Genomic DNA, 24,807 nt, shown 5'->3' with positions numbered 1-24,807 from the left:
TTGATTGATAAATGAAAATTGGTTTGATGAAATAACGGAGGAAGCTTGATGAAAAAAACAAATACAAAAGCACCAGCTTATCTACTTTTTATTCTTTCGCTAGGATACATTATGGCGGTCCTAGATACAACCGGAGTTGTTCTTGCAGTGCCTCATATTGAAACAGCTATGAGCGTCTCATTAGAGCAATCCATTTGGATTATTAATGCCTATACACTAGCTTTAGGGTCTTTGCTCCTACTTTCAGGAAATTTAACAACAAAATATGGTGCTAAAAGAATTTTATTAATTGGAATGACAATTTTTACACTTGCCTCGTTAGGGTGCTCTTTTTCACCAAATATTGAAACATTAATTATACTTAGATTCATTCAAGGTTTCGGTGCTTCTTTGTTCATGCCAAGTTCATTAGCACTTTTATTCATTTCATACCCCGATTCTACTAAAAGAGCACGTATGTTAGGAATCTGGACAGCAATTATTTCTGTTGCAACCGGTACTGGTTCTTTTATTGGTGGACTAATTATTAACTACTTCGGATGGAGGGGTATTTTCTTGGTCAATATTCCATTTGGAATTTTGACAGTAATTTCGATATTACTTCTCGTGAAAAATAATATTGCCAATCTAAAAACCAGAATTGACATCTTTAGTAATATATTGCTGGTTACAACTATCGGAAGTCTAGTTATTTACCTTGTTGAAGGGAATCAATATGGTTATAGTAACTCAAATCTTTTATTGTTTCTTCTCCTATTTATATTATTTGCTATTGGTTTAGTAGTCCACGATAAAAAAAGTAAAGCACCTATTGTTCCCCACCAACTATTAAAAAATGCTAAGTTTATTGTCTCTAATCTGTTAGGTTTAGTAGTTAACATTTCATTATATGGTATTGTTTTGGTGCTAGGACTTTATTTTCAAACTTATTTAAACCTCTCCTCAATAGTTTCTGGACTACTCATTCTACCAGGAATGATTGTCTTAATTATTGGTAATTTATTTTACGCACGTGCTGTAAAACGATTTTCCGTGGGAAGCCTCGCTACTGTCTCAATTATTTTTGCCATTGTAGGAGCAGCAGGAATTTTTGGAATTGGAGTTCTTTTTCATGAAATTCAACTATACATCCTAATTCCTTTATTTTCTTTAATGAGTCTAGGTATCGGAGTGTTAACTCCAGCAACTACAACCATTCTTATGGAAGCTGCTGGTCAAGAATTATCTGGAATTGCTGGTGCAACTCTAAACGCTAACAAACAGATTGGTGGACTTTTTGGTACGACAATTATGGGGATTGTAACTACTAATTTATCCCATGATTGGAATATAGTCATCGTTGTCGCATTTTTGGTTAACATGATAATGTATATTGCTACTTGGTTAATTGCTAGTCGTTACCTTTATAGAAAAGAATAAAACTAAATCATAACCACCCGTCTAACGGGTGGTTTGACCAAGGGCTATAAGCCCATAATACCAGCCAGCGCCTAAAGACGCTGGCTTTCACTTTGTTCAAGCCTTATTGCTTTTGACTCGTCACAAGCCTCTCAAAGAGGCATTCGCATTACTTACCGTTATCCCTAAAGGGATTTTCATATTCTTTCACGCTTAATTTATCTAAAGCGATATCATGCTTCTCTTGTTCCTGAATATATTTCTTAATTGTGGCTTCATTAAGTCCTACCGTACTTACATAATAACCTTCTGCCCAAAAATGTCTGTTCCCAAATTTATATTTTAAATTGGCGTGTTTATCAAACATCATTAATGCACTTTTACCTTTCAAATATCCCATAAAACTAGCTACACTCATTCGTGGTGGAATACTTACTAACATATGAACATGATCTGGCATTAAGTGGCCTTCTATTATTTCAACGCCTTTATATTGGCATAGTCTATGAAAAATCTCTCCCAGACTACTCCTATATTGATTATAGATTATTTTTCGTCTATACTTAGGTGTAAATACAATGTGGTACTTACACATCCATTTTGTATGTGATAAACTGTGAGCTTTTTGCGCCATAGTCTTAACTCCTTCCGCTTTACAATTGGCTTGAACACCTATATTGTAACTCGTTTGGAGTTTTTTTGTTATGACGGTATAACCTTCGATGCGCACCCGCATAGCGGGTGGTTTATCTGTTTCGCACCTTCGGAGCGAAACGGACTTAAAGTCACATAACAGAACGCAATCAATTTAAAAGTTGATTGCGTTTTATATTATTTATCAGCCCAATTACTCCAATCATCATAATTTGTTTGATAAATAACTCAAAAAAGACAGCTTCAAGGTAATTTCTTTATAAATTTATCTTTTCAAATCGAACAACATCAAGTTCTTTGTCTGATTGGTCTTTATATAACACAATCAGATTGTCAATTTTCTTCTGAATATCTTTTTCATATTTAAGGTTAATAAGCTCTATCTTCTCCTCGTCAGACATAGTATTGTTGCTTCCCAATTTCAATGTTTGATTGAGTTTCTCTTTCATATAAGTTTTTTGTTCTACCTCTCGCTGGAATTTTGAGTAATCAAAAAGACTCTGTAACAGCACCATACGAGCATACTGAAAATCATATACCAAACGTTCCAAATGCTCTTCCCACTTTAAATCCCCTTTCTTTTCTCCAAACTCACTATAAGGAAAGAGTTCATCCACATCTATTTTTATAGCTTTCGCAATATCTTCTAGGCGTTCCCAACTGGGTTCGGTAGTGCCTTTCTCATTGTTAATAATTGTTTGTTTAGTTACACCTAGAATTTTTCCCAATTCTTTTTGTGTCATTCCTGCTTTTAACAAACCGACTTAGTAATAAGATGAAATCAGTCAAACGCTGTAATTAGGAACTTACTCACACCATACCTCACAAATTAAGACACACCGGAGCAACTTTGGCAAAACAGGCTGGAACATCATTAAACGCTATTTCAGAAGCACTTACTCATAGCGACATCCAAATAACGAAGACTTATGTAAATACTACTAAAACAGTAAATCAAACAGCAGGAGAAATAGCCTTTAGGAGTCTCAAAAAGTAATAGGGTGAACTTGGGGTGAACTTTCGTTTTTTGAACAAAAAAAGACATCCAAGAGAAAATTCTTGAATGTCTGTAAACGTTGATATAATCGTATTGATTAACGTTTTGAGAATTGTGAAGCTTTACGAGCTTTCTTAAGACCTGGTTTGGAAAGTATGGGTTTCAGTTGGACTAAAAATAGCGTAATATCAAGGATTTTCAGAACGATATCTACTGATTAATTTCATAAAATTTGAATCAATATTTTTTTAATAGGGGAATATACTACCTTCTTTTATACGATCACTTCCATTATCCCTTCAATCAGCTCCGTAAAACTTTTTGCCACATAGATAATTTCATCAGGGTCATGACTGTAGCAAATAATCTGCCCTTCTTGCCCCTCCTGGTCTGGATTAAAACCAAGCATGAGATAACAAGAATCGCAATATTCCGCAAAAGGAAGCCATTTTTTATTAAGTTGTTTTTTTATAAATTGAATTTGCAGTAAAATACTTTAATGTACTTTCTTTCATCTAAAGAAAAATCTCGTATTCATCAATTTTATTTTGTTATAGGTAAGAAAGAAGAAAAATACGGCATAAAAACCTATTCAGTTCATCGTCCTCACTCCTTGTCTGCTTCATTTTCTTTTACGAGATCGTTTTGTGAATCTTTTTCAGAGAGTCTTTGATCGATATACTTGTCAATGTTTTCGTAAAATTCCTTGGTCGTCTCACTATCTAATTTTGTCGAATTATGGACTTGATTGACTTTCAATTGAACAGATTGAATACCGTAAGAGGCTTGTTTTTGGCGAATGGTTTCTAATTCTTCTTCTGAAATTGGATCTCCAACAACTGTCAAGACCAATTCATTGTTCCTTGACTTGTAGACTTGATTAATAACCGTGTGATTGGCGAACTCTTTTCCTACAAACTGTTTGATCCCTTCTTTTCGTGCTTGATCCATCGTCAGAGTGACTGCTGAATAGCTAGCCGGAACAATCAATAATACAATCAAGGATATCAACCCAATTCTCATTTTAATGTTTAGCTCTTTAAATGAACTTAAAGGAGATTTTCTCATCAAAATTCTTGTTACAACAATATTGGTTATCATGATAAAGACACAGTTGATCAAGAAAAGATAGAGAGCCCCAAATAAATATCGTACATTTCCATTAGCTAAACCATAGCCCGCAGTACAGATAGGTGGCATTAGAGCTGTTGCGATGGCTACTCCTGGCACGATATTGTTTGCTTCTTTTTTCCTTGAACCAATGACACCTGCTATCCCACCAGCAATAGCAATGACAACATCCCAAATGGTTGGAGAGGTTCGTGCAATCAACTCGCTACTTGCATAAGATAAGGGAGAAATCCAGAAATACAGAGTCGATACAAGCAAACTGACCAATACTTGAATAAATAAAACCTCTAGAGATTGTTTGATTAAACGCGTATCAAAAATAGCTAAACCGAATCCCAGTCCAACAATCGGTGTCATAAGAGGGGAAATCAGCATAGCTCCAATAATGACAGCTGTTGAATTCATATTTAGACCTATAGAGGCAATAAAAATCGCACACATCAAAATCACTGTATCTCTTAATCTAACATGAAGATCATCATATAATTTCTCTCGGTATTCACGTGTTGAATAGTTTCCGGTCATTGGTTATTCCTTTTATTTCATATAATTTGTTTCCGCATGGATGATGGTAGAAAGACTTCTGTCCAATCTTACATATTTTTAATTTCCACCTGCAATTCTTTTGAACATTATCTTTTAAATATCTATCAGACCATCCTTGACATTATATCAAAAATTTTACAGTCTTTCTCTGAAGAAATCAATTAATTTAAATGATAGAGAAAAGAAGAAATTTTTGTTTCCTTCTCCGAAGAAGAAAAAACGATATCTCCTCTGAAAGAAGATACCGTTTTAATGCTTAAACATGATGAGTATGTTTAACAATCCATTGCTCCATTTTTATGTTCAACCAGAAGCCATAGATTCCAAACGTGATGATGGTTAGAAGAAACCACTTAATCCAGTTACCGAACAGTTGTGCTCCAGTCCCGTCAAAGTATAGACGTTGACCATCCACTACCGTATGTTTGGTTTTCCAATTTTGTATCATGAAAACCGCCCAAGATGTTGCGATACCAAAGGTAAGTAAGTTAATTAGGGCTGCTAAGATAAAGTATCCAATATAATCTAGGATTCCTCCGTCAAAATAACTTTCTTTCATTTTGTCTCCTTTATTTTTTGACTATATTCTAGTCATTTGCTAGCATAACATTTTTTTACATTTAGACAATCTTACGATAACTTCTTGAAGTAATTATAAAGATTAAAACATAGATAAGGGCAAAGACACCACAAACGGAAAGAGTTACAGTTAACATCATAGCTGTATCCACAACCTCAATGACCTTGAGGATCAAATTTAATATGTGATAAGAAAATGCTAGATGGATAAAGGAAAAGATTACATGAAGGAAAAAGACAGTCAAGACTTGCTTGTTAATAGTTTGCTTGATTTGTTTTTGATCCAAACCAACCTTTTGCAAGATGACAAAGCGTTCACGATCTTCATAACCTTCTGAGATTTGTTTATAGTAGATGACTAATACAGCACCAACTATAAAGATAATGGATAGGAAGATAACGATAAAGAAGAAACCACCAAACATTGCATTGACTTCTTGGCTATTATTTGCTTGACTGGATCCGTTAACAACGCTTTCCTGATTTTCAAAATGAAACGATTATTTATAAGGAGAGAACAAAACTTGTCCTCTCCAGAGTATGACTTTTTAGTAACCCACTACAGTTGACAAAAGAGTCTGAATTTGGTGTGAAAAGTGGTGTGAATTTTGTTAAAAATCATCAAAAAAACACCTCATAGTGTGAACCATGAAGTGTTGTAAATACTGGATTGTAGCTGGTTCTTAACGTTTAGAGAACTGGCTAGCTTTACGAGCTTTCTTAAGACCTGGTTTTTTCTACATTATGATATTTATGGTAAATTATCACTAAAATCAAGTAATTTTAAGAGATAAATCCTCAATATTTACATATATAATCCTTTTGAAAATCGAGAGGTTATCAAAGGGTTATCACATTTTAGTTTTCGGAGCTTATGTAGTTGAGAAATACGAAATACTGTATCATAAAGATGATGTACAGTTTAGCAACAAATATACAGTTTCTTCGTGCCTGGACAATTTCTTTTTCTATCCTGAAGATATTTAAACAGTTCTATATATTATTTCTTGTGAGTAATTTTCATCAAAAAATTTCATAGAGTAGCTCCCTAGAATCATGGAAAAGTAGTAAAAATAGTTGTTATCCTAGTTGATTAAAAAAATCCCTGATTTCCTCATCTTTTATAAAATAATATATAATTTTCCCCTCTCTTCTAGTGCCCAAGATGTTTTGATTGGCTAGTTTACGAAGATGGTGGGAAGTAGATGCCATACTGAGATTTAGTAAACAGGCTATATCACAGACACAGAGTTCTTCAACAGCAAGAAGATAGAAGATGATATTTATCTGTTTATTATCGGTAAATTTTGTTAAAATGCGAAGTGATTTTTGGACTTTTTCCTTTTCAAGGTAGTTCGTTGCGGTTGTAATATTTTGCTGATTTATAACATTCACTTGGCAGATACTATCTTTTTTCATAATATTTTCTCCTAGCCTAATATAGTCCATAGTATGTCAAAACTGTTATTTTCAATCAGGATATATATCCCCAATCCTAAATAAACAACGGCAATAAACCATCTGCTATATTTTTCCAAAATTTCTCCAACAGAAGAGACTTGTGCCAATTTTTGGGCAGAAAAAACCAAGAGATAAATCATGACTAGAAAGGTAAGTAAAGCTACTATCAAATTTGCTAAATTTAAGGTAGTAAAATATGGAACAAAGACACCAATATTGTCAGCACCACAACTTGCAAAAGTAATCATAGCGACTAGAAATATCAGGTTTTTATTATCTTTGCGCAAACCTTCTTTGGCAATAGCTTCTCCATCAGAATCTCCTAAAAGCAAAACTTTGAGACCTAGGAAAATTGGAATCAAACCGAGTAAACCTAAAATCTCTTTACTAGGAATATAATTTAAGACAAATGCAAAAAGCAAACTTAGCAATATTAGACTAACAGAGCCTAGAAATTGTCCTAAATAGATGTTAATGATGTCTTTTCTGCTTTTTCTTTTGGCAAAAAATAACATTAGGATAATAAGTAAGTCTACGGCTGTCCCAGAATACAGGATTATTGAAGTAACAACATTTTGAATCATAAAATACCTCATTCAAATATATTTTTGAATGTATTCTAACATTAAACTTTGTAGATGTCAACTTAAAATCCACCAAAATATAGATAAGAAGTTAGTGTACCAAATATTAAAAAGCCCTGCCATCGAAATGACAGCAGGGCTTAACTTCAATATCCAGATAATATATTTATCTAAAAAAGGTACAGTTTTTATTGATTTGTAGTGCGATATAATGAGTTTCCAAAAATCAAAAATCGCTTAAAATCAATATTTTGACATCTATTGACGTGTACTGAAACCCTTACTTAACCTCTGTAAGGATATAATTACGGTACCAGTATATCATAAATAATAACAAAATCTTGACTTTCCGAAACATAATGATTTTCCCGAAAGAAAGAGATCAACCTAAAAAATTACTGTCTTACTTATGTAATGTTTCTTTAATATAATATAGAAATAAAAAGTATGTAAATGAAAAGATTTATCACATTACTTTTAGTGTCTCTATCTACAATTTTATTAATTGCATGCTCTAACCAATCAAGCAATTCTTTAGATGGCGAATACCGTTGAATAAACGAGAGTAGAAATGAAGTTGCCTTTACCATTTCAGGTAACAAAGGAAATAGCAACAAAGGAGAGGCCGACACCTTTACAATTGATAAAGACAGTGCAACAATCGAACCGACTGGCTCTAATATCATAAACCGAAAAGAGAATTATACCTTCAAGGATGACGTATTCACTGTAGATATTTCAGGAACAAAGCAGGAGTATTACAAAAAGGATAGTGAAGAAATACAGCGACAAGTAAAACCCTCAAACTATTTGATATTCTTTATACAATAAAAACGCTTTTGTACTGACCCCAAAAGTTAGATTTTTTCTGTCTAACTTTTGGGGGTCAGTACACACCCGCATAGCGGGTATTTTTTTGTCTCGCACCTAGCGGAGTGAGACAGGCTAATAGTCACATAATAAAAAATTTACTTAAAGTCAGATTTTAAATACTTTAGAATAGTTCTTTCTAAAACTTACTCCCAAATTTTTTTGCTCGTATAATTCATCAGGGGTTTGGGGATTCCCCAAAATTCAAATCATCCCAAAAAGTACATACACTTTGTGTATACAAATTTTAGGATGATTTTGGGAGTGTGTGTATACAGACTCTGAGCTCGCAAAGTCATATTATGAGAAATCTTTCCTTCTCGATAAAATAATCCCAAAAATCAATTTGACTGTCATTTGTGTGTACAAATATTTTAAGAAGATATATAAAAAACGCTGCAAAATTTTTAACAGCGTTTCCTTATTTTAAAATTCTCATATGTCTTTCTTTTTTATGGTTAGCATCATAGTATTCCAGCATCGCATGATACAAACGAGCCTTCGTTTTATCTTGTTGTTTAATTCCATGAAGAAATAATTCTGCTCGCTTTAATTTCAATATGTATTCACATATCTGATCAAAATCCTTATCCATATTACTTTTGAAAATAAACATCTTTTTCCTCCATCACAGCAACTATTTTTTGCATCAAAATAGACATATCCATTTTGTTTTCATAGCTTATTCTCCCAACTACAGTTGCAAGACGGGCTATAGAATTGATATTCTTTCCGACTTGTTCCAACTCTTCTGTTAAAGGAACTAAACCTTCAAAAGAGACTTTTTGGATGTTCAAATCTGTTCGTATTAATTTTTGTCTAGCAAACTCAGAAAAATTACGAATATTTTCCTTCCTCATACAATCATTTAATTTTTTATTTTCTTCTTCCGTCAAAAACACCTGTTTCAACACAGATTTTATTCTCATGGTCCTATCACCTCGTTTTCTTATTTAGTCGTTTTACAAGTTCTTTCACTTGTTTACTTGTCTTCTTTTCATATTCTATCATCAGCTCAACGCAGTAGTGAAATATCCTTACATTATCCAAATCCTCACTTTGTTCTGCTATTCTTTCTAACTGACGTAAGTTATTGATAATTCTTCTAACTTGAAATATAAAGTCATGATAAGATTCAAAATCAAATTGAAGATAAATAGGCGAGCTCTTAAATAACATTTTTCTGGCATAAGAGGAAAAACTTAGATGATTTGTCATTTCAATCAAGTTATTCACTATTTCATTTTGCTCCTCAGTGATGTAACATTTCTTTAGAACAGTCCTATATCTACTCATTTATCATATACTTCTTTCGGGCATTTTCATGGGCAATAGCTTTGCACTCCAGCATACGTTCCTGCTTTAAATTCTCCATAGACTTAAATAAATACGCCAAAGGAGACGTCGCATCCTCAGGAATCCGTTCAATCATGCTAATGACTTCATCACTAGTTACATACCCACTAGCCAAATACTCGCCTATCTTCATCTTCTGAGCATGTGTTAAAGTGTAATTGTTAGGATACAAAAATCTATCATTGTACTTATAAGAAATGGATTCTAACAAAGAATAATATTTGGGTGGAATATAAGTTTCAGGCTTTCTAGAACTATTATCCAGTATATTCTCAATCTCTTTCTTATTCTTACTCTTGTTCTTAATCTCTTGCGTTACATTATCATTTTCATCCGTTACTGTAACGTTACAGTCTAAAACGAGTTGTGGCTCGCCTGTAATTAGTGCTTTTTGTTTTTGTCTATGACGAGCAACACGTTCCCTAGTTTGTTTTCTAATCTTTTCTAGTCCATCTATATTCTGATGTTTCTCCCATTTTGGAATGGTAATAGCGCCATCTATGATTTCTATCATGCCAAATTCTTCAAACATGCTGAGAGCTAATTTTACAGATGTAGCCTTTCGCCTAAACACTGTTGAAAGCATCTCTTCTGTGTAATAAACCTTGTTCCCTAGACTTAATATGCCACTATTATTTTGCTTTCCTGCAAGCACCAGAATTTTAAACCATATTACAATAAGAGTATCTCCTTCTGGCATTGATTCTATTAGCTGAATTTTTTCATCATCAAATATATCTGTTGTTATCTTGATCCACTGAACACCATTCATACGAGTACCTATCTTTCATATTGCTTCAACCATCGTGTTACTGCTCTTTTATCGTATAAAGTCACTCCATCAATCACCATGGTTGGCATTCCTTCTTTCGTCCATTTTTGGATTGTTGTCGTAGATACATCTAACCACCTAGACAAACCTGACATACGAACCATAGGTTTATAAAGTTCTTTATCTTCAAATACTCTTGCTACAGCATTTGAAATCATCTCATCATAGTGAGCACGTAATTGCTTCTCTAATTCTTTAGGAAGCTGGACAACTAAAGTAGTTTCCGACATAAATTCACACCTCATTTCTAAATTAAATAAGCTCCGAAACCATTTAATTTGTTATTCATTTTGAATTATATATCCTTTTTGAATTTTTGTCAAGCTTTTTTATTCAAAAAGAATAAAATGTGTTATAATGATAAAAAGGAGGTTCTTATGACGAATCATATTACTAAACTGATAGAAAATAGCGGAAAAAAATTGACAGAAATTAGCGAAGCTACAAATATAGCCTATCCTACACTTTCTGGATACAATCAAGGAATCCGCAAACCTAAAAAAGATAATGCTGAAAAATTGGCAAAATACTTTAATGTTTCCGTCGCTTACATTATGGGACTTGATAGCAACCCACACGCTCCATCAAATCTTAAAATTGTTACAGATAGTTTCAAAACATCTAAAATTGGTTCTGTGACACCTTTTAAAAGCGATATGGAGAAGTTAAAGAAGAGCATCGAATTTGGCGAAAGGGCATTAACACTACCACTTGATGATAGTTTTTCAGATGAATTTCGTCATATATTCTCAGAATATCTAGCTGAGAAAAACAAACGTTTTATGTCTGAGTTTATAGATTATATGAATCACCAAAATAAAGATTCTAAAGTTTGGCAGAGCTGGATTAAAACAGACGAATACGCTATCCGCCAAGAAGATAGAAAAAATAGATAGACACTCATTTCTCGATTACATAAGCTCCGAAAACTTAGATACGGAGAAAAAATGTCTATACACAAATACAAAACAAAAAAAGGAATCCTTTACTATGTCAGCTTTTACATTGGCTTAGATGCTTATGGAAAGAAAAAAAGGCACTTAAAGAGAGGGTTCAAAACCAAAAAAGAGGCAAAATTGTACGAAGCTCGTTTAGAAGCTGGTGTCGTTGCCCCCACAGTAAATACCGACAAACCTAACCCCAAAGTCACTTATAAAGAACTTTATCAAGAATGGTTTAAGGCCTATGTTGGTACCGTTGAAGAAACAACTTCTTCCCAAACTAAGAATATCTATCGAATACATATTCTACCAATATTTGGAGATAAATTTGTTGACCAAATCAGTCCTTTAGACTGTCAAAACTTTATTACACAAAAATCTCAGACTTTCAAAAATATCAAACAGATAAAATCCTATACCTCAAAAATTTTTGATTTTGCAATCAACATGAACTACATTGATCGAAATCCAATGAAGAATGTTATCATGCCTAAAATCAAAAAAACTAGATCAGATAATTTTTGGTCTCTGGAGGAATTACATCATTTCCTTGATATAGTGAAAGAAACTGAGCCATTTAAACATTTTGCTTTATTTAGACTGCTTGCATTTAGTGGACTACGAAAAGGGGAGTTATACGCTTTAAAATGGGCTGATATTAACTTTGACAGCAATCTATTAAACATAGATAAAAGTCTAGGAAGAATTGACGGTAAAGCGATTGAAAAGAGCACAAAGAATGAATCTTCAGTTCGTACAATCTATCTTGATGATGAGACAATCGATATTATTAAGCAATGGAGAAATTTCTATCTGAAAGAACAATCTCAGTTTCCTCTTACAAAGCTGAATATTAGTAACGAATATATGTTCTATTACATATCAAGTAATGACAAAATTGAACCTTTGCATGCTGATTACATTAATAACGTACTGAATCGAATTATTAAAAAGCATAAATTAAAACCAATTAGCCCACATGGGTTTAGACATACACATGCAACACTTATGTCTGAAATTGGAATCGATCCTTCTAATACATCAAAACGTCTCGGTCATGCAAGCAGTCAGATGACATTAGATGTCTATACTCACACCACAAAAACTGGTGAGAAAAACTCTATTGACAAATTTGCAGATTATCTCAATAAAGCAAAATAAAATTATGATTTTTAAAATTTTGAAGAGGTTATCAGAAGGTTATCACAAAGCTATTCTAGCTCAAAAATCGACAAAAAAGCACTTTGCAAAATCTTTGCAAAGTGCTTTGAAACGTTGATATAATCGTATTGATTAACGTTTTGAGAATTGTGATGCTTTACGAGCTTTCTTAAGACCTGGTTTCTTACGTTCAACCATACGTGCATCACGAGTAAGAAGTCCAGCGCGTTTCAATGAATCGCGGAAGTCTGGGTCTACTTGAAGAAGTGCACGAGCGATACCGTGACGGATCGCACCTGATTGACCAGCGTATCCACCACCTACAACGTTAACGTGTACGTCGTATGAACCTTCAGTTGAAGTAACTGCAAAAGGTTGGTTGATAACGAGACGAAGGTCTGCGTGTGGGATGTATTCTTCTACATCTTTTTTGTTAACTGTGATTTTACCAGTACCTGGAACCAAACGTACGCGTGCAACGGCGTTTTTACGGCGTCCTGTACCTGCATATTGTGCTTGTGCCATTATATTAGTGCTCCTTTCCTCTTAGAATTAGATAAGTCCTGAGATATCAAGTACTTCTGGTTGTTGTGCAGCGTGAGTGTGCTCACCGCCAACGAAGACTTTCAATTTCATACCTTGTGCGCGTCCAAGAGTGTTGTGTGGAAGCATACCTTTAACTGATTTTTCGATCAAACGAACAGCATTTTTAGAACGAAGTTCACCTGCTGAGATTTGTTTCAATCCACCTGGATACATTGAGTGAGTATAGTAGATCTTATCAGTTGCTTTTTTACCAGTCAATTTAACTTTTTCAGCATTGATAACGATTACGAAATCACCTGTATCAGTGTGTGGTGTGAAAGTTGGTTTGTTTTTTCCGCGAAGTACGCTAGCAACTACTGCAGAAAGACGTCCAAGTGGCACATCAGTTGCGTCAACGACATACCATTTACGTTCAACTTGGCCTGGTTTAGCCATAAATGTTGTTTTGTTCATGATTTCTCCTATATATAGTTCGATTTTTGTTTACGAGTGATGGGTGTTCCTTCCCATCAAAAAGTATTTGGAAGGTTCCGGGGCCTTTCAAATGGGGTAAACAATACCGTCTAACATAATATCAAAAAAACACGTCCAAGGCAAGTCATTTGGAGGTGTTTTTCTTTTATTTTTTTAGCTCCCGTTTTATAAGTTAGGTAATAGAATCCCCCAGCAACCTCTCCTCTAAGGGATGCAAACTAGTCCTCAGCTTCCCAAAAAAAGCTGGTCTAATGTTTTACAGATGGCAATGTACAAATCTATGGTCGGATTGTAGTCTCCCTTTTCAATAGGTGAGATGGTCTGGCGAGAGACTCCTATAGAATCTGCTAAGCCTTGTTGAGTGAGGTCTTTTGCCACACGTGCTGACTTTAATTTTAAATTTTTCATTAAAAAACCCTACGCTTCGTCTTATAGTTCTTCCAGACGGTTTTTTCTGATTTTTTTGATGATAACCAATCCGTCACAAATAAGGATCAAACCCAATGTCAAAAATGCTACACTACTCATAATATTATTATTCATCTCAATAGACTGTACTAAATTTAACAAACCAATTGATGATATAACAATTCCAAAAAGCAACATTACTCAGGATAATACGAACACTTTCTTCTCAATTTTTTGTCCAGTAACCGTGGATGCCCATTTCGTGATATGCTATGCACTACGACCACTCACATAGATCCAAAAAAAGTAATAATTAATAATGACTGAGCTAAGTATACGGAGTGTGTCTTACCAGTAACCATAATCGTTACAAATATATCAATCATGGCTACTCCATAACCTCCAGCAGCAGATGCTGTTACTGATTAACTGAGCACGTTCATCCATCGTGCTAGCTACTTTTTCTTTAACTCCTTCATTTTGTTCCCTCCATTTTATAGATTTATTACAGCATTGTTTTACATCATGTTAAATATACTATTCATTTTGTATGATTTATCTTCTTATTTTCTATTGATACATCATTTCAGACAACGAAAAAATCAGATAGGAAAACCTATCTGATTTTTTCTATCTAGCTTCCTCACCAATCGTAAAGACGGCTAAGGTATCTGGTCCGACATGGGTAGAAATAACTGGTCCAAGTGGCATAATAAGAACTTGTTCAATGCCGTCAACTGCTAACAATCGTTCTTTTAGATTCTTCGCAGCTGCAAAATCATTAGCATAAGCGACAATCGCTGTGCTATGTCCAATATCCTGAGTAGCATTCAGGACCATTTCTTTAATGGCTTTTTTACGTCCACGGATTTTAGCCAAAGGAACCAACTTACCTGAAGCGTCTAGCCAAAGAAGAGGCTTGATATTAATCAAACTACCAATAATTGCTGAGCTCTTAGAAAGACGACCTCCACGCATAAGATGGTAGAGATCATCAACTAAGAAATAGGTCCGTAAACGTGGCAGAATGTCCTCAATCATGGCTTTCGTTTCGGATAAACTCTTACCCTGGTCACGAGCTTCTGCCGCCAAGATAGAAAGATAACCTTCTCCACCTGCTGCCGCCAGGGTATCTACAATCTCAATGACAGCTTCTGGGTACTCATCTAAAATCATGTCACGCGCCATAACAGCACTTTGATAAGTACCTGAAAGCACTGATGAGAAGGCAAGATAAAGAAGAGCATCATCATTTTGAACATGACGACGAAAAACCTCTTCAAATTGACCAACATTCACCTGACTTGTGGTCGGTTGACCTCCTTCTTGCATAGCTTCCAAGAGACGGTCACTCGTTAATCGATTGGGACCAACGGTCTCATAAGTAATATCATCGAGCGTAATGGTCAGACCAATAAGTTCAACATCATTCTCCTGAGCCCATTTTTCATCTAGATCTGCTGTTGAATCTGTCAAAATTTTAAATGTCATATATCCCTCTATTCTATTTCATTTAAAAGGTTCTGTAATTTTCCTAATTGTGTTTCATCCCATGGACGTAACTTGGGGGTTGTTAAGTCAATATGTGCTGACATCTTGTCTAAGTCCGACTTAACGGTATTAACACGCTCCTCCAACTCACGCGCTGAAACACGTAAAGCTCCTTGAGAAAAGATGGCCCACTGTTCATTCAAGTCACTAGTCGCCACTTCAACTAGATTTTGAACAGTATTCATTTCAGCTGCTGAGCGCTCAATATAGCTATCGGCTGTCTCGTCTGCCTCAGTAAAAATAACACTAACACGGTACTGATCATAGCGCTGACGGCTCCCTGGAACAAACTGGGCATCAAACACACAGATGATATCAATATGCTCAAAGTTGGCATAATGATTGAGCTTACGAATCAGTGTTTCACGAGCTTCGTCAAGCTGATTGGCCTTAAAGAGTTGACGGGTTTCTTGCCAAAAGGCAATCATATTATAACCATCAACCAGAAGTATTCTTTTTTTCATAGTTACAATCGGTTTCGATAAACTTCATACATAAGAACTGCAGCTGCCACACTGGCGTTTAGGCTCTGCACATGGCCACTCATAGGAATAGTAATCATCTCGTCAACTTGTTTCTTGATGTTAGCAGAAATTCCCTTACCTTCATTACCAATGATAAGAGCAAGCTTACCAGCTGTGTTCCATTTATGAGATGGTGTACCGTCCATATCTGTACCAAATACCCAAAAGCCTGATTCTTTAAGTTTATCAAGGGTTTGGCTCAGATTAGTCACTCTCGCAATCGGAATATGCTCCACTGCCCCTGTTGATGTCTTGGCAACGACAGGGGTTACCCCTACAGCACGATGCTTGGGAATAATAACTCCTGTCACCTGGGTAGCATCAGCCGTTCGTAGGATAGAACCAAAGTTATGAGGATCATTAAGTCCATCTAAAATGAGAATCAGAGGGTTCTCCTCTTGCTCAGCCTTATCCATAATAACTGAGAGATCAGAGTAAGCGAACTCTGACACACGAAGGACAAAACCTTGATGAACAGCCCCACCTGTCATATCAGACAAGGTCTTCTTCGGTGTCCAAGAGATGGAAACCTTCTTTTCAGCTGCCAAAGCCTTAATAGCATCCACATTTTTCCCTCGAAGATCGTCTTGAATATAGAGTTTGTTTCCAGTATTAGCCTCTAGACTCTCCGTTACAGCATGCACACCATAAACAATATCTAGGCTTGTTTCTTTAGTTGTTTTCATATGCCCATTCTATCATAAAAAAAGCCCTCTTACGAGGGCAAAGCATGTTAAATAAATGTAATTGCTGCTAGATAAAGCACTATAAGAACCAGAACAAGCGTTGCAGCAGCTAAAGCCTGCTTACCAATTGTATCCGGATCTGCAATTGATTCCACAATCTTTCTCTCAGCCTAGGTAATGGTTTTACCTACTGCTTGGAAGATGTCAATTGAGCCTGTGCTTGTTGAACTGTTTCCGGAAATCTCTGAGATAAGTCCGTCTGTAAAGGTTACTTTTGACGAATAGGTCAAACTCTCACTCTGTATTTTTATCCAACTGACTTATTTCTGCAGTTGTCGATGCAAGAGAGCTAGCAGTTTCTTAAGCCACTTCAGATGTTGCGCTTGCATCTCCTCGCTCAGATGCAGCTACCGATCGATCCTCACCAAAATCTTGGACACGAGCCTCTTCTGAATGAGATGTAGTCATAGAAACACTCGTCTCTACAATATCAACTTGAGAATGTACCTCAAGAAGACCCTCATCTGTCTCACTTGAAGAGACAACCACCAATGACGTTGAGGTCCCACTGAGCTGACTTGATTGGTTGGTTCTGCCTTGGCTTCAACTGAAGAAAAATCAACTTACGGAGCTGATGCCTCACTATTAACATAATCTATTATTTTTTCACAATCTAGATTAATTTTAAATAACAAAAAATCCTGCTCTCAGCAGAATTTTTAGATTTCTTTCTCAACTTCATCAATGCACCAAGTAACCAACTCTTCTAGGCGGTCGACATCCTCGGTCATATGAAGATAACCCATAACTGCCTCGAAACCTGTTGACATTTTATAGGTAATAACATCCGTATTTTTAGCCTTGGTATGACTCTTAGCATTACGACCTCGTTTGTATATGTCCAGCTCTTTTTCAGTCAAAAGCTCTCGATCTATCATTTTTTCAATGAGGCTAGCTTGAGCCTTGGCGGAAACATAGCGTGTAGCTAGACGATGCAATTGATTTGGCTTAGTCTGTCCTTGAAAAATCAGGTGACGGCGAATGTATAAGGAATAAACAGCATCTCCCTCAAAGGCGAGAGCAATACCGTTAATAAGGTTTACATCAAGATGTTTAGTCACGTGTCCACCTCACGCCCTCCTTGGTATCAAGAAGTTTGATACCTTGAGCAGCTAACTCATCACGAATGCGGTCTGCTGTCGCAAAGTCCTTGTTAGCACGCGCTGCCTGACGCTCTTCAATGAGTTTTTCGATATCTTCATCAAGAACTTCTTCTTCGAAAACAATACCGAAAACTTGGAGCATTTTTTCAAAAGCATCTTTAACAGTTTCATCATAGTTGCCTGAATTAATCCATTTGGCCATATCAAACAGAACAGTCACACCATTTGCCGTATTAAAGTCATCATCCATAGCCACCTGTAAAGCATCAAGATAAGTTTGCAACTCATCTTGATTCACCTGATCTGTCAAGGGAAGACTGTGCGTATTTTTCAAATACTTGAGATTGACTTCAGCATCATGGATAGCTTTCTCGGTAAAGTTAATTGGTTTACGATACTGTTGTGTCGCTAGGAAGAAGCGAAGCACTTGCCCATCAACCGTCTTAAGCATATCATGAACAGTCACAAAGTTACCCAAGGATTTTGACATTTTCTCATTGTCCACATTAACAAAACCGTTGTGCATCCAATAATTAGCGAAGGTCTTACCCGTTTTGGCTTCTGATTGTGCGATTTCATTAGTATGGTGTGGGAACTCAAGGTCCGCACCTCCACCATGGATATCGATAGTATCCCCAAGGATTTCAGTCGCCATAACAGAACATTCGATGTGCCAGCCTGGACGTCCAGGTCCCCAAGGACTTTCCCAAGAAATCTCTCCTTCTTTGGCAGCTTTCCAAAGGGCAAAATCCAGAGGATTTTCCTTACGATCTGTCTCAGCATCCGTACGTCCGCTAGCACCAATTTCAAGATCTTCCAAGGTCTTATTAGCTAATTTTGCATAATTTTTTGACTTAGCTACTCGGAAGTATACATCACCTTCAGCAACATAAGCAAAACCTTTATCAATCAAGGTTGACACAAATGCAATAATTTCATCCATGTAGTTAATAACACGAGGATTTTGTGTCGCTGGTTTGATTCCAAGTTGTGCGGTATCTTCCATAAAGGCTGTGATAAACTTGTCTGATAATTCTTTGGTCGAAATACCAGCTTCATTGGCTGCCTTAATAATTTTATCATCTACATCCGTAAAGTTGGAAATATAGTTGACTGTATAGCCACAATACTCAAAATAACGACGAATAGTATCAAAAGCTACTGCTGAACGGGCATTTCCGATATGAATATAATTGTAAACTGTTGGTCCGCAGACATACATATTGACAACATTTTCTGTCAAAGGTACAAAATCACGGAGCGAACGTGTCATCGTATCATAAATTTTAATCACTAGAGATTCCTTTCAATTAACTGGAAACTATTTTTTATCCTTGATATGGTTTAGGTACAAACACAAGAGTATAACGAGAATTATAATCCAAATAGCCGCAACTAGCTGACCTTGAGCCAAGAGAGACATAGCTGAAAGAAAACTCCCAACTATATAGAAGACCAAAAAAGGATTGTCCTTGAAGAATTGTTTCATTACTCAAATCTCACTTGTGTCGTTGCTTAAAAACAAGACCGACCCATAACAGAGCAATGCAAAACCATAAGGCGGCCATACTATAATCTGCTCTATGTAAAGCAATGTAGACAAGGGCAAGGGGGCCCACGACCGTCAATCGAGTCACCTTTGAACTAAAGAGTTTCATCTTTTTCTGTCCTTATAGACGTGATGAGTGAAAGCTTGCTGCTTTTAGAAGATCTTCTAGCTTTTCGCTATAGTATTCACGACCTTCCTCAATGTCATGAATCACTTCTTCATCCTTTTTACCGTGAACACGTACGACTTTAGCAGGGACACCAACTACCGTAACATCTTCTGGGACATCGGCAACAACCACAGCTGCTGCACCTACCTTAGCATTTTTCCCAATCTCAATAGGACCAATAACCTGAGCATGGGCTGAAACCAATGCACCCTCACGAACGGTTGGGTGACGTTTTCCGACATCTTTACCAGTACCACCTAAAGTAACACCGTGATAGAGCATAGCTCCTTTTTCAACCACAGCTGTTTCACCAATGACAAGGCCAGAACCGTGATCAATAAAGACACCTTCAGCAATCTGAGCCCCAGGATGAATCTCAATCTGAGTCCAAAATCGCCAAAATTGACTATGCATACGAGCTAACAGTCGACAATGGTGGCGCCAGAGAAAATGTGAGATACGATGAGCGGCCAAAGCCTTTAGACCAGGATAGGTTAAAAGAACCTCCAAACTTGTCCGAGCCGCTGGGTCATTTTTCTTTACAATATCAATACTTTCTTTCCACCACCCCATATAGGTCACTCCTTATATCATTATTGTTTACTGTCGCCTTATTATCTTTTTCAGAGGTTTGATAATACTAGGATTACTTACTATCATTCTCAAAATAAGCCCAATCGATTAACTCAGGCTGGTCATCAAAAGGATTGATGACAATACCTTGAACCTTGTCCAACTCATTTTCGCCTGTTGAAGGCTGGTAAATTTCTGACAGTGGCCATTGCAAAATCGTCCCTTTAGCCTTACGGAAAGGTAGACCAAAAGTCTCGTTACCGTACCATTTTGCAAAGCTCGTTAAGTTCGTAAACACAGGCACATAACTCTGTCCCTCTGCATTCGACATGGTCGCAAAGAGACGGTCATCCTGACCATCTTCCTCGCGCTTGTGAACAAAGGCTGGGACAAGATAAATCTTATCTTTAGAATCTGCCTTTTGATTTTCCTCACCCAAAAGATTATTTAAGGTCTGAGTGAAATAGTTGATAAACTGGATGAGTTCACTGCTTGCAAAAAGAGTGGTATTCGAGACGTCACCATCCTCTTTTAAATTGAAAGCAAGCCCAAAAAGCTCTGCCTGAACCAGTTGTGTTAAAACATCTAAGCTCGAACGTTCTACCCAAGTTTGCTCTCGAGCACTCTCTTGAGTAGCTTTAAAAGATTGTAGGTCCTGTTCACTAGTGAAGACAGGAACAACCTTCTTGCCTTCCACTTCAACTGCGTAGAGGTCTTGGGCAGCCAAGACGGGAGTACGTTGTAGGTGATTAACCAAAGCCAGACTGGTTAAAAAGTGGTCTGGTTCCGTTAAAAACTCTCTCAAGGTTTCATCAAAAGCTTGCAATTCTTGATTTTCTGTCATTCTTCTGTCTGTTCTTTCATTTCTGATTTATCAGGATTTTGCGGTGCTTTACCATTTTCATTATGGTGGCGTGGTTTGTGATGAGAACGACGGCGGTGACGATGCTCTCCTTCATTTTCCTCGTCTTCAATCTTTTCGGGCTTAGGAAGCAAGGTCTTAATTGAGGCATCGATACGTCCTTTTTCATCGATTTTGATAATTTTAACAGTTACCATATCCCCAACCTTAACCACATCTTCGACACGCTCAGTGCGTTCCCAAGCTAGTTCTGAGATGTGGACGAGAGCATCTGTCTTATTAAAGAGATGGACAAAGGCACCGAACTTTTCAATACGCACAACTGGTACAGTGTAGACCTCGCCAACCTTTGCTTCACGTACAAGATCGGAAATAATTGTTTTGGCACGGTTAATAGCATCCTGATCACTAGAGAAAATCTGAACAAGTCCCTCTTCATCGATATCAATAGTGACACCAGTCTCATCAATAATCTTGTCAATTGTTTCGCCACCTTTACCGATGACAACCTTAATCTTGTCAACAGGAATCTGAATACTATCAATCTTAGGCGCTGTTGGAGCCAACTCTGGACGTGGCTCAGCGATTGCTGACTCAATAACATCAAGAATTTCAAAACGAGCTACCTTGGCTTGAGCCAAAGCCTCTTCGAGAATGGCAGGTGTAATACCTGAAATCTTAATATCCATCTGAAGAGCTGTAATACCTCGACGTGTACCAGCCACCTTAAAGTCCATATCACCAAAATGATCTTCCAAACCTTGAATATCGGTTAGAACAGTGTAGTTAGTTCCATCTGAAATAAGGCCCATGGCAATCCCCGCAACAGGTGCCTTAATCGGCACCCCACCGGCCATAAGAGCCAAAGTACCTGCACAAATAGAAGCCTGTGAAGAAGACCCATTTGACTCCAAGACTTCGGCTACCAAACGGATAGCATATGGAAACTCTTCGATACTTGGGAGAACTTGAGCAAGGGCTCGCTCACCCAAGGCTCCGTGACCAATTTCACGACGACCTGGTGCACCGTAACGCCCTGTTTCACCCACCGAATACTGAGGGAAATTGTAGTGGTGAAGGAAACGTTTCTTATACTCTGGATCCAAACCATCAATAAGTTGTGTATCACTCATAGGGGCTAAAGTCAAGACTGATAAGGCCTGGGTTTGTCCACGTGTAAAGAGACCTGATCCATGAACCTTTGGCAGAAAGTCAATTTCAGCATCCAAAGGACGAATTTCATCCACACGACGACCATCAGGACGAACCTTGTCTTCTGTAATCAGACGGCGCACTTCAGCATGTTCCATCTGCTCAAGGATTTCTACCACATCACGTAGAATAGTTTCCTTATCTTCATCTTCTGCGAAGCGTTCTTGATAAGAAGTAAGGACCTCTTCTTTAACAGCCTGGGTTGCTGCTTCACGCGCCAGTTTTTCTTCCACCTGAACAGCCTTAGCTAACTGATCATAATAAGCCGTTTCGATTTCGACTTTCAATTCAGCATCAACTTGGAGCAGTTCAACCTCAGCCTTTTCCTTACCAACAGCCGCAACAATATAATTTTGGAAATCAACCAACTCTTGAATAGCTTCATGTCCCTTCAAAAGTGCTTGCAACATGATGTCCTCTGACAATTCCTGAGCACCTGATTCTACCATATTGATGGCTTCCTTGGTACCGGCCACTGTCAAGTCTAACTGTGAAACGTCTTTATCTGATGCACTTGGGTTGATGATGAAATCTTCCGCTGCATAAGCCACTTGAACCCCAGCAATGGGACCATTGAAAGGGATATCCGAAATAGAAAGTGCTAAAGAACTCCCAAACATAGCTGCCATTGGCGCACTAGCATTTTCATCATAAGAGAGAACAGTATTAATGACTTGAACTTCGTTACGAAACCCCTCCGCAAACATAGGACGAATAGGACGATCAATAAGACGAGCAGTCAAAGTGGCGTCTGTTGAAGGACGGCCTTCGCGCTTATTAAAACCTCCCGGGAACTTACCAGCCGCATACATTTTTTCCTCATAATTAACCTGTAATGGAAAGAAATCTGCAGTTGCCATCTTTTTAGACATAACAGCTGCTGACAATACGGTTGTATCTCCATAACGTACTACAACGGCACCATTAGCCTGCTTGGCTACATGTCCCACTTCCACAACAAGTGGGCGTCCTGCAAAGGTCATCTCAAAAGTTTGTTTAGCCATGTTTGATCCCTCTTTTTATCCATAACCAGCCCCACAAAAACGAACTGGTCAACTTTATATCATTCATTTGATATAACTTCCATTTTACCATATTATAGTTGAAAATGGCAGAGCTTCGGCATAAGTTGCACTCCAAGCTTTTCTCGATTTCAGATATTTAAGTGGTTTTGTGATATAATAAACACTTATGAGAGCCAAAGGAATGACTATGAAAAAATTACAACACATCATTATGATTACCTTAATCTTAATAGGCCTAACAACACCTGCCCTAGCACAAGATCAGACTGATGACTTCAATGTTGCTGCAAAACATGCGATCGCTATCGAAACCACTACAGGAAAAGTGCTCTATGAAAAAGATGCCACCACTCCTGATGGTGTTGCTTCAATGACGAAAATCCTGACAGCCTACATGGTCTATAAAGCTGTTGATCAAGGTAAAATTAATTGGGACACTGAGGTAGGTATCTCAGACTACCCATTCAACCTAACAGTTGATTCAGAAGTTTCAAATATCCCACTAGATTCTCGAAAATATACTGTCAAACAACTCTTAGATGCCACCCTCATTAGTAGTGCCAACAGTGCAGCAATTGCTCTAGCTGAAAAAATCTCAGGAACAGAGAGTGCCTTTGTTGATACTATGACAGCCCAACTTAAAGAATGGGGCATTACAGATGCTAAATTATTTAACGCTTCTGGTCTAAACAATAAACACCTTGGGGATAACCGCTATCCTGGCTCTAAACCAGATGACGAGAACACGATGAGTGCTCTAGATGTTGCCATTATTGCAGACCACCTCATCAAAGACTATCCTCAGGTACTTGAAATCACCAAGCAAACCGAAACTGACTTCGAAGGTGACAACAAATTAACGACACACAACTATATGTTGGAGGGACAAGACAACTACCGTAAAGGCGTTGATGGACTCAAAACTGGAACAACCGAACTTGCAGGGGCATCCTTTGTAGCCCACTCCAATGAAAATGGCATGAGTTTGATTACAGTTGTTATGAATGCGGACAATGGCGGAGAGGATGAAGCTGCCAGATTCACAGCCACAAATGAGTTGCTAGATTATGTGACTCAAAACTGGGAAATCAAAACCCTCAACACCAAAGGACAAATCGTCAAGAAAAATGATATTAAGGTAGCCGATGGAGACAGTCAAACCATCTCTGCTAAGCTCGAGTCAGACCTTATAGTCGTTCAAAAAATAAACAGCAAAAATGATGCTGTTAAAATCAAAGCAAAAACTATAACAGCACCTATCAAAAAAGGCGACACTATTGGAACAGCAACCTTTGATGACAAGGATCTCGTAGGAACAGGTTACATCTCTGATCCCCCTCAAATTTCGGTAACAGCCAACCAATCTATCAAGAAAAGTTTCTTCTTAAAAGTTTGGTGGAACCATATCGTTAATTTCTTTACAGGAAATAAGTAAACACAAAACTACCTTTTAAATATCAAAAGGTAGTTTTATCTTGCCTTCAAAATTGGTCTTGTAAGTAAAAGCCCATTCTCAACACCTTAAGTTCCTCTCAAAATGTGGTATAATAAATAT

Annotated in this window: 25 protein-coding genes and 5 pseudogenes; 7 read left to right on the top strand and 23 right to left on the bottom strand. The window is 37.1% G+C overall.

Features of this window, described 5'->3' with window-relative positions; genetic code table 11:
• The first annotated feature begins 48 nt into the window (after window positions 1-48).
• Window positions 49-1,419 (top strand): MFS transporter, encoded by a 1,371-nt coding sequence (locus tag EL076_RS00710; RefSeq protein ID WP_117647554.1) that lies wholly within the window; start codon window positions 49-51, stop codon window positions 1,417-1,419.
• A 148-nt stretch (window positions 1,420-1,567) separates the two neighbouring features.
• On the opposite strand, the gene tnpA is transcribed toward EL076_RS00710, so the two are convergent.
• Window positions 1,568-2,032, bottom strand: a complete 465-nt coding sequence (gene tnpA / locus EL076_RS00705; protein WP_002883780.1) for an IS200/IS605 family transposase — start codon at window positions 2,030-2,032, stop codon at window positions 1,568-1,570.
• Between the two features lie 277 nt (window positions 2,033-2,309).
• Window positions 2,310-2,807: pseudogene (locus EL076_RS00700) on the bottom strand (helix-turn-helix transcriptional regulator); the annotation flags it as partial.
• An 8-nt stretch (window positions 2,808-2,815) separates the two neighbouring features.
• Here EL076_RS00700 and EL076_RS00695 point away from each other — a divergent pair.
• Window positions 2,816-3,049, top strand: a pseudogene (locus EL076_RS00695) (tyrosine-type recombinase/integrase); the annotation flags it as partial.
• Between the two features lie 274 nt (window positions 3,050-3,323).
• Here the strand turns inward: EL076_RS00695 and EL076_RS00685 are convergent.
• From EL076_RS00685 to EL076_RS00660, 6 genes and pseudogenes are all read right to left on the bottom strand, one after another.
• Window positions 3,324-3,506: pseudogene (locus EL076_RS00685) on the bottom strand (SMI1/KNR4 family protein); the annotation flags it as partial.
• Between the two features lie 149 nt (window positions 3,507-3,655).
• Entirely contained in the window at window positions 3,656-4,705 is a 1,050-nt protein-coding gene (locus EL076_RS00680; protein WP_126428907.1) for a DUF389 domain-containing protein, read from the bottom strand.
• 277 nt (window positions 4,706-4,982) lie between these two features.
• Window positions 4,983-5,285, bottom strand: a complete 303-nt coding sequence (locus EL076_RS00675) for a DUF898 family protein (RefSeq protein ID WP_003092329.1) — start codon at window positions 5,283-5,285, stop codon at window positions 4,983-4,985.
• A 61-nt stretch (window positions 5,286-5,346) separates the two neighbouring features.
• A pseudogene (locus tag EL076_RS00670) lies at window positions 5,347-5,781 on the bottom strand (FtsX-like permease family protein); the annotation flags it as partial.
• Between the two features lie 604 nt (window positions 5,782-6,385).
• The gene (cadX, locus tag EL076_RS00665) at window positions 6,386-6,724 is read right to left on the bottom strand and encodes a Cd(II)/Zn(II)-sensing metalloregulatory transcriptional regulator CadX (RefSeq protein ID WP_000711088.1); all 339 of its coding nucleotides are present in this window, start codon (window positions 6,722-6,724) and stop codon (window positions 6,386-6,388) included.
• 11 nt (window positions 6,725-6,735) lie between these two features.
• Complete coding sequence (locus EL076_RS00660) at window positions 6,736-7,350, bottom strand: CadD family cadmium resistance transporter (RefSeq protein WP_000615750.1); 615 nt, start codon at window positions 7,348-7,350, stop codon at window positions 6,736-6,738.
• Between the two features lie 28 nt (window positions 7,351-7,378).
• Between EL076_RS00660 and EL076_RS10140 the strand changes: the two genes are divergently transcribed.
• Window positions 7,379-7,552 (top strand): FanG protein, encoded by a 174-nt coding sequence (locus EL076_RS10140; protein WP_071788300.1) that lies wholly within the window; start codon window positions 7,379-7,381, stop codon window positions 7,550-7,552.
• Between the two features lie 251 nt (window positions 7,553-7,803).
• A pseudogene (locus EL076_RS10535) lies at window positions 7,804-8,181 on the top strand (hypothetical protein).
• A gap of 460 nt (window positions 8,182-8,641) precedes the next feature.
• Here EL076_RS10535 and EL076_RS00645 read toward each other — a convergent pair.
• From EL076_RS00645 to EL076_RS00625, 4 genes are all read right to left on the bottom strand, one after another.
• On the bottom strand, window positions 8,642-8,836 hold the full coding sequence (locus EL076_RS00645; protein ID WP_000469564.1) for a hypothetical protein: 195 nt from the start codon (window positions 8,834-8,836) through the stop codon (window positions 8,642-8,644).
• Window positions 8,817-9,149: a hypothetical protein gene (locus tag EL076_RS00640; RefSeq protein ID WP_126428906.1), complete on the bottom strand. Its 333-nt coding sequence runs from the start codon at window positions 9,147-9,149 to the stop codon at window positions 8,817-8,819. The genes EL076_RS00645 and EL076_RS00640 overlap by 20 nt, the downstream gene beginning before the upstream one ends.
• A 359-nt stretch (window positions 9,150-9,508) precedes the next feature.
• Entirely contained in the window at window positions 9,509-10,348 is an 840-nt protein-coding gene (locus EL076_RS00630; RefSeq protein ID WP_001014727.1) for a phage replisome organizer N-terminal domain-containing protein, read from the bottom strand.
• A gap of 8 nt (window positions 10,349-10,356) precedes the next feature.
• A complete protein-coding gene (locus tag EL076_RS00625) occupies window positions 10,357-10,638 on the bottom strand; it encodes a hypothetical protein (protein WP_000005472.1) in 282 nt (93 codons plus the stop codon).
• Window positions 10,639-10,785: 147 nt separating this feature from the next.
• Between EL076_RS00625 and EL076_RS00620 the strand changes: the two genes are divergently transcribed.
• A complete protein-coding gene (locus EL076_RS00620) occupies window positions 10,786-11,304 on the top strand; it encodes a helix-turn-helix domain-containing protein (RefSeq protein WP_000181350.1) in 519 nt (172 codons plus the stop codon).
• A 51-nt stretch (window positions 11,305-11,355) separates the two neighbouring features.
• Window positions 11,356-12,510: a site-specific integrase gene (locus EL076_RS00615; protein ID WP_000022149.1), complete on the top strand. Its 1,155-nt coding sequence runs from the start codon at window positions 11,356-11,358 to the stop codon at window positions 12,508-12,510.
• 132 nt (window positions 12,511-12,642) lie between these two features.
• On the opposite strand, the gene rpsI is transcribed toward EL076_RS00615, so the two are convergent.
• The 11 genes from rpsI to pnp form a co-directional block, all read right to left on the bottom strand.
• On the bottom strand, window positions 12,643-13,035 hold the full coding sequence (rpsI, locus tag EL076_RS00610) for a 30S ribosomal protein S9 (protein WP_002888293.1): 393 nt from the start codon (window positions 13,033-13,035) through the stop codon (window positions 12,643-12,645).
• Window positions 13,036-13,062: 27 nt separating this feature from the next.
• On the bottom strand, window positions 13,063-13,509 hold the full coding sequence (gene rplM, locus EL076_RS00605; RefSeq protein WP_002886374.1) for a 50S ribosomal protein L13: 447 nt from the start codon (window positions 13,507-13,509) through the stop codon (window positions 13,063-13,065).
• 246 nt (window positions 13,510-13,755) lie between these two features.
• A complete protein-coding gene (locus tag EL076_RS00600; RefSeq protein ID WP_126428905.1) occupies window positions 13,756-13,938 on the bottom strand; it encodes a helix-turn-helix transcriptional regulator in 183 nt (60 codons plus the stop codon).
• Window positions 13,939-14,568: 630 nt separating this feature from the next.
• On the bottom strand, window positions 14,569-15,429 hold the full coding sequence (locus tag EL076_RS00590) for a DegV family protein (protein ID WP_126428904.1): 861 nt from the start codon (window positions 15,427-15,429) through the stop codon (window positions 14,569-14,571).
• A gap of 8 nt (window positions 15,430-15,437) precedes the next feature.
• The gene (locus EL076_RS00585) at window positions 15,438-15,953 is read right to left on the bottom strand and encodes an NYN domain-containing protein (protein WP_003098327.1); all 516 of its coding nucleotides are present in this window, start codon (window positions 15,951-15,953) and stop codon (window positions 15,438-15,440) included.
• Window positions 15,954-15,955: 2 nt separating this feature from the next.
• Window positions 15,956-16,699 carry a 23S rRNA (guanosine(2251)-2'-O)-methyltransferase RlmB gene (rlmB, locus tag EL076_RS00580; protein WP_126428903.1) on the bottom strand — a complete coding sequence of 248 codons (744 nt, stop codon included), beginning with the start codon at window positions 16,697-16,699 and terminating at the stop codon, window positions 15,956-15,958.
• 719 nt (window positions 16,700-17,418) lie between these two features.
• Window positions 17,419-17,820, bottom strand: coding sequence for a Mini-ribonuclease 3 (locus tag EL076_RS00570; protein ID WP_003092285.1), 402 nt, complete (start codon window positions 17,818-17,820; stop codon window positions 17,419-17,421).
• Window positions 17,813-19,156, bottom strand: coding sequence for a cysteine--tRNA ligase (cysS, locus tag EL076_RS00565; protein ID WP_126428902.1), 1,344 nt, complete (start codon window positions 19,154-19,156; stop codon window positions 17,813-17,815). Before cysS ends, EL076_RS00570 begins: the two co-directional genes overlap by 8 nt.
• 376 nt (window positions 19,157-19,532) lie before the next feature.
• A complete protein-coding gene (cysE, locus tag EL076_RS00560) occupies window positions 19,533-20,153 on the bottom strand; it encodes a serine O-acetyltransferase (RefSeq protein ID WP_003092303.1) in 621 nt (206 codons plus the stop codon).
• 73 nt (window positions 20,154-20,226) lie between these two features.
• Entirely contained in the window at window positions 20,227-20,997 is a 771-nt protein-coding gene (locus tag EL076_RS00555; RefSeq protein ID WP_126428901.1) for an SseB family protein, read from the bottom strand.
• Complete coding sequence (pnp, locus tag EL076_RS00550) at window positions 20,994-23,231, bottom strand: polyribonucleotide nucleotidyltransferase (protein WP_126428900.1); 2,238 nt, start codon at window positions 23,229-23,231, stop codon at window positions 20,994-20,996. Before pnp ends, EL076_RS00555 begins: the two co-directional genes overlap by 4 nt.
• Before the next feature lie 208 nt (window positions 23,232-23,439).
• On the opposite strand from pnp, the gene pbp3 reads away from it, so the two are divergent.
• On the top strand, window positions 23,440-24,687 hold the full coding sequence (pbp3, locus tag EL076_RS00545) for a D-alanyl-D-alanine carboxypeptidase PBP3 (protein WP_197716140.1): 1,248 nt from the start codon (window positions 23,440-23,442) through the stop codon (window positions 24,685-24,687).
• Window positions 24,688-24,807 lie beyond the last annotated feature (120 nt).

Source organism: Streptococcus vestibularis, from assembly GCF_900636445.1.
GTDB lineage: Bacteria > Bacillota > Bacilli > Lactobacillales > Streptococcaceae > Streptococcus > Streptococcus vestibularis.
Note: the sequence above shows the minus strand (reverse complement) of the source record. Positions and strands in the feature narration are given on the sequence as shown.